Raw genomic sequence first — 12,818 nt, 5'->3', positions numbered from 1 at the left:
GACGACAGTGATGGATTCCGAGATTTAAAGGGTTCTACTATGGGTTGCCAATTGTGAAGGAGGAATTGATGGGGTGGCGATTGCTGAAGATTGGGGTGGCGCGATCGCGACATCGTGAAATAACGTTTCGAGTGCCTGGAAGTTGCGATTCGCATCAAATTTACGTTCAGCAACCTGACGGGCTTTCATGCCCATCGATCGCCGTAAATCCGGTTGGTCAATCAAGGTTTGCAAACTCCGAGCCAGGGCTAAACGATCGCCCGGTTGCACTAAAAATCCGGTTTCCCCTGGGGTCACCATTTCGGGAATCGCATTCAGATCGGTCGCCACGATCGGTAGTCCGGCGGCCATTGCCTCAATAAACACCCAACCAAAGGGTTCGGAATAGGTGGGCATGGCAAAAATATCCGCTTGATGATACAGGGCTAACCATTCGGGAGTATAGGCGTTAATCTGGCGATGAATCTGCACATGCGGGTGATCGCAGCGAATGTCCGCTTGCGTCACCAGATGGAGTTCAGCCACATCTGCGAACTGCTCTAAAAACACAGCGAGTAAATCATGTCCACCCTTGCGCTCAAAATCACCCCCAACAAATAGAATTTTGCAGCGTTGTTGGGCAGGGGTGCTGCGATCGGGCATGGTGATTTGTTGCAGATTCACACCGGGATAAATCACCTGTGCCTTGCGATCGTCGATTTGAAAATCGTTAATCACCGATCGGCGACTGGCTTCAGAGAAACAAACAATCCCGGCTGCTTGTTGGAACACCTGCCGATCTAAAAAGATATTGGGGGCATAGGTCCATTGCCAGTGGGGAGCCGTGTTTTCTTTGGAGGCCTGAGCAATGGTGCGATCGATGCTCACTATAGTTGGAATCGATCGCATCAAATCTAATGCCAAATACGCTAACGGTTGGGTATGAAAATGCAGGACGGAGTAGTTCGCTTGTTTCAACTTACGGATCGCTAATCGCCTTGCCATATAGGCAAACCCAAGTTGAACGCGGAAGACATGAAGATCAATGTTTTGCTGTTGTACCCATTGATTAGCAAGATTGTAACTTAACAGCCGATTGATGATTCGCGTCAATAGTTCGCGGTCTTCGTTGTACCAATAGAAATCGACCTGGCAAGCATCCACCTGACTAAAATAAGCTCGCATTAACTTGCCATAGGTTTTGTGACCTAAATACTCTTCAATAATCGATAAAACGCGAGGATTGTTAGGCATGATTGACGACCTTGACAAGAACTTTTTCGATTCCATCCACCATTTTTTCTAAACTAAATTGCTGCAAAACATGATCCCGACAACGCTGACCTAAATCGGGTTTAGTGGCTCGCCAATTCAAAACTTGAGCTAAGGTTTTGGCTAAATCCGGCTCATTCCCCGGTGCAACTAAGTAATCACGAAATTCCCCGGTGAGGATTTCTGGAATACCACCCGTATGACTGGCAACCACCGGAGTTCCGCAGGCCATCGCTTCAATCACGACTCTGCCAAAGGGTTCCGCCCACAGGCTGGGCACAACGGTGACATCACTGATTTGATATAACGATCGCGGATCGCTAACATGCCCTAAAAAGGTGACTCGATCGGGCAACCCTAAATCGTTGACTAACTGCTCCAACCGGGATTGGTAATCTTGACCCTCGCTGCTGCCATCAGGGGATTTTAGATTAGTGCCCATAACCGATTTTCCAGCAATCAGCAATTTGACTGGCTCGATCGTGGGAGGTAGTTGGGAGAAGGCTTTGATCAGAGTTTCTACCCCTTTCTCTGGGTCTAGTCTGCCCACATAGCTAATGACGCGGCTGGATTCCGGCAGGTTGTAGGCGGCTCTGGCGGTCGCTAAATTATCGGTTGGCTGAAACTGACTCAGATTAGTGCCGTTATGAACGACATCGATGGTTTGGGGGGGATAGCCTAAGTCGCTCCAATAGTGTTTCATCTGATTGGAAACGGTAATGAACCGCTTCGCCCCCTGCAATCCCAGTAATTTTTGCCGATTAAAACTAAACGATGGGGTTTGGATGTAACAAATGAACGGGTGTTGATGGTATCGAGATAACAGGTAACTGAAAAAAGCGGGATGACAGCTATTACTGAAGATCACTGTGTTGGATTGCGTCGGCAGAGTGGGAATTTTAGCCAGACTGGGTAGAAACCCCACAACATCGACAAGCTTCCTGCGATCGAAGCCATAGCGATCGATCTTGATTGTATGCTGACAAAATTGCTGATAGCGATCGAGCAAATTCCCATTCTTGCTGTAAATTAAGCTAATCTGATGACCGCGTTGAGCCAAGCCATGACAAATCTCAAATAGATTGAGTTCCTGTCCTCCCCGTAATGACGTTGGGGCATCTTCTAACGCCATAATATGCATCGGTTAATTCCCCTATGACTGCCGAGTATTAGCGGGTTCTACCAACCCTGCACCGACAAGCTGGCGTTCCTTAGGCTGCAACACCTGTAGCAGCGATCGCTCAATCCCATCAACCATTTTCTCGCGGCTAAACCGATTAAGAATATGGTTCCGGCAGCGTTGTCCTAATCCTGGGTTGTGATCACGCCACATCATGACCTGACTGAGGGTATTGGCTAACGCTTGAGGATGATCTGGTTCGACTAATTGGGCATCAAATTCATCAGTGAGTACCTCGGGAATGCCACCCATTCGGCTCGCGACAACGGGGGTTCCACAACTCATCGCCTCAATCACAACCCGGGGGCAGGGATCGGGCCAACGACTCGGAACTACAGTCACGTCACTGGCTTGGTAGAGGGCTTCTGTATTGGTGATATGACCTAAAAATTTGACCTGCTCTTGAATCCCTAAGTCTGCCACTAAGTTGTCCAACGATCGCTCATATTTGTGGCATTCCTCAGGGCACTCGCGATTGTTAATGGGATTAATGTGTAATAAGGGTTTTCCAGCGATCAATAGGTGAGCATGGGGATGCGTCTTTAGCGCCAGAGCAAAGGCAGTAATTAGCGTCTCTAGCCCTTTATCCTTATCCAATCGACCGGCATAGGAAATAATTTTATGGTGCTGTGGAATCCCCCACTGCGATCGCACTGCTCCTAGATCGATTACAGGTTGAAACTGGTCGGTATCTGTGCCATTGAGTACGACATCGATTTTGTCAGCTTCGTAGCCAATATTAGTCCAGTTTTGTTTGGTTTGATGGGAAACGGCAATGAAGCGATCGACTCCCTTCAGACCGAGTAACCGTTGGCGATTAAAGTCAAACGGAGGTACTTGCAAATAGCAAACAAAGGGGCGTTGGCGATAGCGAGCTAAGAGATAACCCCAAAAAACAGTGTGATAAACATTACTAAAAATCACACTATCCTGACTGACCGGAATCGTGCCCAGTTGAATCAGGCTGGGGAAAAAATTGAGGACATCATCCAGGCGACGGCGATCGAAGCCGTAACTATTAATCCGAATTACATGCTGGCAAAACTCGCGATATTGATCGAGGAGATTCCCCTCGCGTTCGTGCAGGAGCGTGACCTGATGCCCCCGCTGAGCCAAGTCCCGACAAATTTCTAACAGATTCAGTTCTTGTCCGCCCCGTAATGAGGTTGGGGCTTGTTCCAGGGCAATTAAATGCATGGGTCTACTCCTCGAAGATGAAACAATCAGTTGATGCTATATCGATCGGGTTAGTGATTACCGGAGATCAGGTTGAACTGGCTTCGTGTTGCATTTGATGGTATTTCCATAGCCTGCCGCGTTGAGCCAGTAGCTCTTGATAGGTTCCCTGTTCCATAATCCGCCCTTGTTCTAGAACGACAACCTTATCGGCTCGCACGATCGTAGACAGACGGTGGGCGATCGCAATTACAGTGCGTCCGACTGCCAGTTGCTCGATCGATTGTTGAATTAAGCGTTCGGAAATGGAATCGAGGGCGCTGGTTGCTTCATCCAAAATCAAGACTTCAGGGTTATGCAGCAAGGCACGCGCAATGGCAATCCGTTGGCGTTGTCCCCCCGAAAGTCGGACTCCGCGATCGCCGAGGGGAGTATTAAATTGCTCTGGCAACTCCAAAATAAACTCTAAGGCATTGGCTAATCGAGCGGCTTCCCTGATGTCTTCCAGTGTGGCTTCTGGGACTCCGTAGGCAATGTTATCCTGAATGGAAGCGTTAAAAATAAAGGTGTCCTGGCTAACGATCGCCATACGACGACGGAGCGAGGTAATTTGAAACTCCCGTAAATCTGTGCCATCCAGCAGAATTCTGCCCTCGATCGGGTCATCGAAACGGGGAATTAAGTCTACCAGGGTCGTTTTACCGGCTCCAGATGCGCCAACGATCGCGGTCATTTCCCCCCGATTAATTGTCAGGGTAATGTTGTGGAGAATGGGCTGGGCTGGATCGTAACCAAAATCCACTGATTCAAACGCGATCGCCCGTCGCAGTCCGGTAAATTCAATATGACCATCGGGCAAATAGGGCTTGTTATCCGTTCGCAATAGTTCCCGAATATTATCCAGAGAACCATGAAAACTATTTAACATCGAGCGATTGCCATTGATCTCATGGACTGCCGGAACCAAGCGAAACAGGATAAATAGAAAGGTCAACAGGGATGACGTTTGTAATGTGCCATTGGCAACAAAGATGGTCAGAGCAATCACAATCATGCCAATTAACACAGTTGTGGCTAGCCCTTCGGCTAACGGTCGCACCAATGCCCATCCTTTTGTGGCTTTCATCGATGCAGTCAGCACTCCGGTACTGGCGTGATAAAACCGTTGGCGCTCAAAATCCTGGGTGGCGAAAGCTTGAACGGTGCGAATGCCACTGATGAATTCCATCGCGATCGAGGTAAATCGACCATTGGCGATCGACACATCAAAACTAGCCTCTCGCACCCGAGCATTAATTTTAGTCAGGGCGACAGCTACCAGACTAAATAAAAACACGGAAATCAGCGACAGTTGCCAGGAAATTTGCAGCATTAACACCAAATAAACAGCCAGGGTGAGACTTTTCGTAATGATAAAAGCCGTCAGACCAAAGGCGGATTGGAGCCGTCCGATTTCTCCCGTTAGGGTGTTAATTAATTCCCCCGATCGGGTTTTAGAGAAATAACTGAGATTGACCGCCTGTAGCTGTTCAAAAATCCGTTTTCGCAGGCGATCGACGAGATTCTGTTGGCTCAGTTCGGTATAAACCTGAGTTAGATAATTGAATCCGGCTCGGAGCCAGGTGGCTAACAGAATTAACGCCGATACTCGATATAACCGATCGGTGGCAGAGGCATTGATGCCCAAAACCCACACATCAAACCATTCAATTCCGGTTTTGAAAGGTTCAGCATCCGGACTGACTAAACTTTGTAAGAATGCCAGTAAAAACCCTAATCCGAACCCTTCAAAGGTTGCGGCTGCCAAAGCAAAGGCAATTGCCAGGACAGCAACCCAGGGAAAATATTTGAATTCTCGGAGAATTAATGCGTTAGTTTGCCAGAAACGAGTTGCTTGCAAAACAGAGCGAACAAATGCCGGAAGTTTTAACAGCATGGATGATTTGCGTGAAATGATTTGAACTAATACGCACCAAACCCTAACAATACTTTAGGGATAGTCATCAGCAAAATTTTGAAATCTTGCCAGATTGACCAATTACTGAGATAGCCCAAATCAATCCAGGTTGCTGCCTCTAAATCTCGTAAGTTCGATCGCGCTAATACCTGCCAGGTTCCGGTAATTCCTGGTAAACCACTTAAGCGATGGCGTACCTGAGGGCTTAATCGCAAGGCATCAAATAATGCCCAGGGACGAGGCCCGACTAAACTCATTTCACCCCGCAAGACATTGATTAATTGGGGTAATTCATCCAGGCTAAATTTGCGGAGCCAGCGACCGATCGCCGTAACGCGAGGATCATTTTCACATTTATGCAGTCCCGGTTGACAGCCCATTACCTGATGGTGGAGTTGTTCTGCCCCAACGATCATCGTGCGGAATTTGAGCAAGCGAAATAGTTTGCCCCGCTCCCCAACTCGCCACTGGGAAAAGAAGATCGGACCAGGAGATTGCACCCAAATTAACCCAGCGATGACTAGCATGATTGGGGCAAACAGAATCACCAGGAAGAGGGCGGCACTCCAATCGAAAATGCGCTTGAGCCACCACTTGAACCGTTGGCGTTTTTTCGGCAACTTACTGGTGTTAGGAACCTGGAGAAAGGCTGCTTTACCCGCGCTGGAACAGGCATTTGCCCAAAACTCTAGCTCTGCCTCATTTAAATCGGCGGCTAGTTTGACTAATTGAATGGGCGATCGCTGCAAACACTCGCTTAACCAGTCAGGATGCTCTAAGGGGGGTAGATACGGTTTTGTTGGCTCCTGGGTGCGCTTCACCAGCAGTTGTTTCTGTCGCCATTGCAATCTGTAGTGACCAGGATGATGACAGGGGGTTGCGGCTGCGGTGGTTGAAATAGGAACTTGATTGGGTAGGAAGAGTGTTGTCATAATGCCAAACTCCAAGGAGAAATTGTACCGAAAGGAAGGTAAACAGGGATTAGTTGGGATAGTCGGAGCAAGATGAGTAGATGGGCTTAGAAGTTATGGGCATGGGCAAGATAAGGCTTGGTGGTGGTTGTGGCACCGTTGGCAACCACTCCAATCACCCGGTGTTTGTTTAACATTGCCGTCGCTTGAGTCAGATCAGTACGTTTTACCTGACCAATGCGCTCGACGAGTACGGCTCCGTCACAGAAAGAAGCCGCTAACATGGCATCAACGATGCCGAGTACAGGGGGGGCATCTACCACGACTAAATCATAGGACTGCTCAAAGAATGTCATTAATTCAGACATACGTTGAGAACTAAGAAGTTGAACTGGATCGCTGGGAGGTGGGCCGGAGGTTAACACAGAAATCGGAATGTCTGTGTATAAACTGGAAACCTGAATGCTACGTTTGTTCGGCATCGTGGTTTCCCCCGCTAACAGCGTTGATAAGCCTTGATCATTCGGCAAATCAAGTTGTTTATGTAGACTTGGGCGGCGCAGGTCAGCATCAATCAGTAACACTCGCTGGTGTAACCGAGCGGCACTCATGGCTAACCCGAGCGCGATCGTCGATTTGCCCTCCCCGGCTAAGGCTGAAGTGACGACTAAAGACCGTAAATTGGTACTGGCAGAGAGCAACTGGATGTTTTTATAAACTAAATCGAGGGATTCTCTAAATAACACCCAGGGCATGATTTGTTCCAGCGATGTCACCATTTCTCCGGCGGGACGATCGCGCAAGCTGTTAATCAGGAGAGGCTGGTCGGCTGGCAGTGCCCTCTTGTTTTTAGCATACGGTAGCTCCGGAATCATCCCTAACAGCGGCAATTCTGATAAATTTTTCAAATCATCTGGGCTGTGAACTGCATCATCCATGCCATCGCGAACAAAGGCAATCACACAACCTAACATCAGTCCGGCAACTGCCCCAAGTAGTAGGTTCTGCTTCAGATGCGGTCCAATATGTTTACCCAGTTTTGGCTCCTCAACAATCTGCCAATCAAAGCCACCGCGAGCAATTTCTAGAGCCAGTTCTTGACGAGCTTTCAGGAGTTGCTCAAGGGTCGCTCGACTCAGTTGTACTCCGGGCTGTAAACGACCATATTGTGCCAGTAATGTAGGAAAGCGTTGCAGGTCGGCTTCCAACGATCGCACCGACTGATCCAAACTTTCTCCCCGCGATCGCAACGCTGCCCAAGTGTTCCGGGCTTCAGCAAGTTGGCTGACTAAGGTGACTTCTGCTTCCCCCATCTGAGCATCTTTGACGAGTATGTCAGTTGGGGCTTGAGCAGCCGCAGGACTGTTGCCTAAAACCCGCTGAGTTTCGTTTGCGAGGAGTGCTTGCTGTTCTTCCCGTTGCTCCAGTAGCTTTTGGATCACGGGGGAATCGTCGGTAAATCGTACCCGTTGTTGGGCTAATGCCAAATCAATCTTTTGTAATTCATTCAGCAGAGCTTGGTAACGGGGGGCTTGGCTCAGGCGAGCCGCCGTCAGGGCACGTTGGGGCGATCGATCGAGTTGCTGTTGAAGGGATTGATACCGGGCTTGGGCAGCCTGTAACTCAGCCCGATTCTTTTGCTGTTCGTATCTTAACTCTTTGAGCGAGTCAATTAATGCCTGAGACTGGAGTTCGGGATCAATTAAATTTTGCTGTTGACGAAATTGCTCTAATGCCTGTTCTGTACCTAAAACCTGATTGCCTAGAACGGGGAGTTGGTCGTTAATAAATGCCAGCCCTTTCGTTAACCGGAGTTTTTGTTGTTCCCGATTGTAGTCTTGATAAACTCGTTGAATGGCCTGTAATACTCTTTGGGTCTTGATGGGATCGTGATCGGTATAAATGGCTTGAACCACCTTCGTTTTGACATCATCCTCTTCGACTTGCTTTAACAGCAAATCTGACTGCACCTGGTTTGCAGTTAACTCAGGATATTCAGCTTTGAGCAAATTTACCGCTCGCTGTAGCAGTTGTGAACTCCGCATCTGGGTGATTTGGGTAGAGTTGTCGATTTCGATATTGGCATCAGCAAACTGCTGATTGGGTGTAGCTGCGTCTCTTCTACCCTGATAGTTCGGTTCAATCAAGAGCTGCATTGAGCTTTGATAGGTGGGTTGCTTCAGTACGGTATATACCGCCGCGATCGCCAACATACTGGCTAGAGTCCCTAATATCCAGGGCCAGCGTCGTATTAAGACTGCGAAGAGTTGCCCATACCCTGGTTCTGTTTCATGGATATCTAACTGATTGGTCGCCACACCTGTTCCTCACAACGCAATAAGATAAATAATTTAACCGTAGACGATGGAACTAAGCTTCAATTGCTGCCAGCACAAAACTCCGTGATCACCTGTTCGACTTTGTTAAAGAATGCCTCCTCAGAAAAGTGGTCGATCGCATGATTCCGAATCGCTTCATAATTCCAGGGAATCTCGTTGGCGGTGACTAAGGCTGACTGTAAGGCTTCCGGTGTTTGCCGATTGAATAAAACCCCTGTGTGACCGGGGATCTGAGTATCTAAAATTCCTCCAGCACCATAGGCAATGACTGGAGTGCCACTGGCATTGGCTTCGACGGGAACTAACCCATAATCTTCCAGGGCAGCTACAATCACGGATCGGGTCTTTGCCATCAGTTGCTGACGTTCTGTATCACTGACATGCCCTAAGAACTGAATGTTTCCCATCGCTTGCACTTGCAGCCGTTCTCGTTCCGGCCCCTCTCCTGTAATCAATAGCGGTAATCCTAACCAATTGAATGCTTCAATAATTACATCAGTTCGCTTGTAACTAATTAATCGCGCTGATGCTAAATAAAAATCATCCTTTTGGTTGGAGAATGTGAACTTCTGGCTATCGATCGGATAATTAATCACAATGGCAGGTTTGCCATAGATGTTGCGAATGCGATCGGCAACCACACTGGAGTTGGCAATATATAGATCGGGTTCCTGAGCATAGTGCAAATCTGTCTGCCGCATTTTCTGAAACACCCGTTTGAGGAGCGGATAAAACCGCTTATAGGCGCTATATTCACGCAGATAGGTTTGGGTATCCCAGAGAAATCGCGTTACATTATGGCAAAAACAAATATGCTTTGCCTGGGGATGTTTCCGCACAGCTTTCGCAAAACTGCTACTGCTGCTGATGATCAGATCATACCCGTCTAAATCCAACGAGCGAAATGCTGGGAAGTATAGGGGTGCCATTAACCGGAAGTACTTGGTTGCCCCCGGAATATGCTGTAGCATGGTTGTCTTAACGACCCGATCGCCGAGTTCGATCGTCTGATTCGGTTCATACAACGACGTGAATATGTCGGCGTGGGGATAGCGCTTACAGAGTAATTCAAATACTCGTTCGGCTCCTCCCCTTTGGGTCAAATAGTCGTGAACAAGAGCGACTTTCATAGCGACGGCTAAACCTTGCAGTAATCATTTGAGGTGTTGTACTGAATCAACATCTTCAGCCATCAACTGGGAAGTTAAATACTTAGATGCTGGCAATCTATCCAGGCATTAGACAAACACAAGTTTAGGCTAGCAATCCGAAATTGCTGGGGATTATTCAGCACTAAAAACCTGCGTTATCGAAATATGTTTAGTTTTCTGGTCAGTCAGTCGTCGATGCTGGATTGCAGGAGAATTAAAGTGATTGGAGCATCCTCATGAAAATTGACACACTATTGACTTCTAAAGCAGAAAACCAATACGAAGAATGGTAAAGGTTGGCTTAACAGGCATCCTCTTTCCAAAGACAGAGATACATCGCTGCAAAGCCAGGATGGCTGCGATCTCAGTCCTGCTTACCATTGCAATGTATCTTCCCTTACCAACGCAATCCATTGCCGATTAATGAGCCACCGAAACTTAATTTTCATCACTCTACAACTGAATAGGCATAAAACCTTATAAAATGAGGTGGTTCACACTGGATTGTAGGGTTATGAGTCTTCAGAGTAAGCCTGCCTGGGCAGGCGATGATTTATTATCACGTTGTGTCAATGTCTTAATTCAAACTAAACCGATCTATGCGGTGATGAAGCAACAGGCTCGGCAGGTATTGATTAAGACGGCAGAGCGGCATGGCATTTCCTGGCGGCAACATTGTGAGCAATTAGCGGCATCGGGGATTCAACAGCAGTTAACTCAGTTCACGAATCCTGATGTCACCTATCCCAATTATTATCAAGTGCCTTTCCATGCCTACGATCGCGGTAATTTATGCTGGGAAGCGGCCTTTGAAGCCGAACCCGCTACCTATGCGATGGCACTGCGGGTATGGAAGGATGAGCCCTTAACCGGGGAAGTTGCCCAGGCTCGCTTACGAGGCAGTTTTCATCAGGTGTTGGCTCAGTATATCAGCCAACCCGTACAGGATATTCTGGACATTGGTTGTTCGATCGGGATTTCAACGCTGGCACTCCACCGCTTTTATCAGAGTCAGCAGGCTACGCCTGTCCGCACCGTTGGTTTAGATCTGTCTCCCTATATGCTTGCCGTGGCGCGACAACGGGATGAACAGCATGAGATTGCGGAATGGATTCATGCCCAAGCTGAACAAACGGGATCGCCAGATGCCTCGTTTGATTTAATTACGCTGCAATTTGTCACCCATGAGTTGCCGGGTCACGCCACGACAGCCATTTTCCGGGAAGCCTTCCGATTGTTGCGTTCTGGTGGTCATTTAGCGATCGTGGATAATAACCCTAAATCCCCCGTGATCCAAAATTTGCCGCCCGTATTATTTACGTTAATGAAAAGCACTGAACCCTGGTCAGATGACTACTATACCTTTGATATGGAAGCGGCGATGCAGTCTGTAGGGTTTGACTACATCACCACTGTGGCCAGCGATCCCCGCCATCGCACGATTTTGAGCCGCAAACCTTGATGCGATTAATACCAGAGTTGAGCAAATCCAGTTAACCGCTCTTGAATGGGTTCGGAGGCTTGATCCCATAGGCTTTCATAGTAGAAGAAGGCAACTCCTAATCCCCGTTCTTGAGTGGCTCTCGCCTGGGATTGAATTTGCCACATGGGCACAGGACGGTTTCTTAAGCCGGTCAGAATCCCAATCCCCGTTGGAATTTTCTGTTGTACCTCTTGCAGTTCCGATCGATTAATTTGTTCTAAAAACTGTTGGAGATCATTGCGATATACCTGCACAATTAACTCGTCTACAATCCCAGTTCGCACCCAGGTTAACCAATCCTGAAGATGGAGTTTATAGGCAAAGTCATAGTAATTGGGGGAAACGGAGAACACGGCATTCGGCTTGCGTTGTTTCACAGCTTGATTCAATTGGGTCATGAATGCCGAAATCTTATCTGCCCGCCACTTGGTCCAGGCTGGATCGTGGGGACTGGGGGGGGCTTGCTTGGTTTCTTTAGTATAGAGGGCAGTTGTGTAGCGATCGTAACCAAATTCCCGTGGTAAGCTCATGTGGTCATCAAATTGAATCCCATCCACGTCGTAATTAGTGACGACTTCTAAGACAAGATTAGTAATGAATTGTTGAACCTCGGGATGAAATGGATTCAACCAAACGACCTCACCGGCATCACTAATGGAGGTTTGGCTACCATCTTGTTTCTGCGTCAACCAATCGGGATGCTGCAACGCTAACTCGGAGGTGGGGGGAGCCATGAAGCCAAACTCAAACCAGGGCATCACGGCTAACCGATGTTGATGCGCCTGGGCAATTAGATCCGCGAGCATATCCTGTCCGTCATTGCCACGATAGGCAAAGGATTGAATTCCTGTCTCCTGCGTCAAAGCACTGGGATACATGGCATAGCCCGAATTCCACACGACTGGATAGATGGTGTTAAAGCGTAATTGTTCTAGCTTGCTAACCGCATCTTGTAATCGGGCGCGATCGCTCAGCACATCCTTATCATTCAAAGTCATCCAGACCCCACGAATGGGGCGAGGGGTTGCCTGGGAGAGGGCAGGATGACTATTGATCACTAATACTGTGATCAAGGAGACCGCGAATAGGAGGGGGAACAGGTATCGTAGCCATCGCTGCCACAGGTTGCGAGTCCATCGTGCTCTCATAGGCTCAAATCAGGATTAGGTTGCTCAGGGTGTTATTGTATGCTGCTTCGTTCCATCTGATGACTTTCTTGCTCAGTCGCCTCGGATTGGGCATTGGTCTTGACATCATTGAAACCTTTACAGTGGATAAAGTTGGCAATCCGAATAAGCTTTGATTAGAAAATTTAATATAGGCTATAGTTAAAATTTATTAAAACTAGCTATACCTATAGCGCTCCCCCA

Annotated in this window: 9 protein-coding genes; 1 reads left to right on the top strand and 8 read right to left on the bottom strand. The window is 48.1% G+C overall.

The window, feature by feature from the left end; translation table 11 throughout:
- Nucleotides 1-24 precede the first annotated feature (24 nt).
- From ACN4EK_RS00700 to ACN4EK_RS00670, 7 genes are all read right to left on the bottom strand, one after another.
- Nucleotides 25-1,233 carry a glycosyltransferase family 4 protein gene (locus ACN4EK_RS00700; protein ID WP_431655398.1) on the bottom strand — a complete coding sequence of 403 codons (1,209 nt, stop codon included), beginning with the start codon at nt 1,231-1,233 and terminating at the stop codon, nt 25-27.
- Nucleotides 1,226-2,392 (bottom strand): glycosyltransferase family 4 protein, encoded by a 1,167-nt coding sequence (locus tag ACN4EK_RS00695; protein WP_431655397.1) that lies wholly within the window; start codon nt 2,390-2,392, stop codon nt 1,226-1,228. The genes ACN4EK_RS00700 and ACN4EK_RS00695 overlap by 8 nt, the downstream gene beginning before the upstream one ends.
- A gap of 12 nt (nt 2,393-2,404) precedes the next feature.
- On the bottom strand, nt 2,405-3,628 hold the full coding sequence (locus ACN4EK_RS00690; RefSeq protein WP_431655396.1) for a glycosyltransferase family 4 protein: 1,224 nt from the start codon (nt 3,626-3,628) through the stop codon (nt 2,405-2,407).
- Between the two features lie 67 nt (nt 3,629-3,695).
- Nucleotides 3,696-5,543: a heterocyst formation ABC transporter subunit HepA gene (gene hepA, locus ACN4EK_RS00685; RefSeq protein ID WP_431655395.1), complete on the bottom strand. Its 1,848-nt coding sequence runs from the start codon at nt 5,541-5,543 to the stop codon at nt 3,696-3,698.
- A gap of 26 nt (nt 5,544-5,569) precedes the next feature.
- Entirely contained in the window at nt 5,570-6,496 is a 927-nt protein-coding gene (gene hepC / locus ACN4EK_RS00680; protein ID WP_431655394.1) for a heterocyst development glycosyltransferase HepC, read from the bottom strand.
- 86 nt (nt 6,497-6,582) lie between these two features.
- Nucleotides 6,583-8,793 (bottom strand): GumC family protein, encoded by a 2,211-nt coding sequence (locus tag ACN4EK_RS00675; RefSeq protein ID WP_431655393.1) that lies wholly within the window; start codon nt 8,791-8,793, stop codon nt 6,583-6,585.
- Nucleotides 8,794-8,852: 59 nt separating this feature from the next.
- The gene (locus tag ACN4EK_RS00670; protein WP_431655392.1) at nt 8,853-9,944 is read right to left on the bottom strand and encodes a glycosyltransferase; all 1,092 of its coding nucleotides are present in this window, start codon (nt 9,942-9,944) and stop codon (nt 8,853-8,855) included.
- Nucleotides 9,945-10,479: 535 nt separating this feature from the next.
- On the opposite strand from ACN4EK_RS00670, the gene ACN4EK_RS00665 reads away from it, so the two are divergent.
- The gene (locus tag ACN4EK_RS00665) at nt 10,480-11,427 is read left to right on the top strand and encodes a class I SAM-dependent methyltransferase (RefSeq protein ID WP_431655391.1); all 948 of its coding nucleotides are present in this window, start codon (nt 10,480-10,482) and stop codon (nt 11,425-11,427) included.
- Nucleotides 11,428-11,432: 5 nt separating this feature from the next.
- Here the strand turns inward: ACN4EK_RS00665 and ACN4EK_RS00660 are convergent, their stop codons facing one another.
- Nucleotides 11,433-12,596 (bottom strand): glycoside hydrolase family 10 protein, encoded by a 1,164-nt coding sequence (locus ACN4EK_RS00660; RefSeq protein WP_431655390.1) that lies wholly within the window; start codon nt 12,594-12,596, stop codon nt 11,433-11,435.
- Nucleotides 12,597-12,818: the final 222 nt, after the last annotated feature.

The sequence above is a fragment of the Pantanalinema rosaneae CENA516 genome (genome assembly GCF_050753385.1).
Taxonomy (GTDB): Bacteria; Cyanobacteriota; Cyanobacteriia; order Leptolyngbyales; family Leptolyngbyaceae; genus Pantanalinema; species Pantanalinema rosaneae.
The sequence above is the reverse complement of the archived record's forward strand: the minus strand, read 5'-3'. Positions and strand labels throughout refer to the sequence as shown.

What these genes read in the sequence shown, in the direction of transcription:
- hepA (WP_431655395.1), bottom strand. Translation starts at nt 5,543, where the DNA reads ATGCTGTTAAAACTTCCGGCATTTGTTCGCTCTGTTTTGCAAGCAACT.
- ACN4EK_RS00690 (WP_431655396.1), bottom strand. Translation starts at nt 3,628, where the DNA reads ATGCATTTAATTGCCCTGGAACAAGCCCCAACCTCATTACGGGGCGGA.
- ACN4EK_RS00665 (WP_431655391.1), top strand. Translation starts at nt 10,480, where the DNA reads ATGAGTCTTCAGAGTAAGCCTGCCTGGGCAGGCGATGATTTATTATCA.
- ACN4EK_RS00695 (WP_431655397.1), bottom strand. Translation starts at nt 2,392, where the DNA reads ATGCATATTATGGCGTTAGAAGATGCCCCAACGTCATTACGGGGAGGA.
- ACN4EK_RS00670 (WP_431655392.1), bottom strand. Translation starts at nt 9,944, where the DNA reads ATGAAAGTCGCTCTTGTTCACGACTATTTGACCCAAAGGGGAGGAGCC.
- ACN4EK_RS00700 (WP_431655398.1), bottom strand. Translation starts at nt 1,233, where the DNA reads ATGCCTAACAATCCTCGCGTTTTATCGATTATTGAAGAGTATTTAGGT.
- ACN4EK_RS00660 (WP_431655390.1), bottom strand. Translation starts at nt 12,596, where the DNA reads ATGAGAGCACGATGGACTCGCAACCTGTGGCAGCGATGGCTACGATAC.
- hepC (WP_431655394.1), bottom strand. Translation starts at nt 6,496, where the DNA reads ATGACAACACTCTTCCTACCCAATCAAGTTCCTATTTCAACCACCGCA.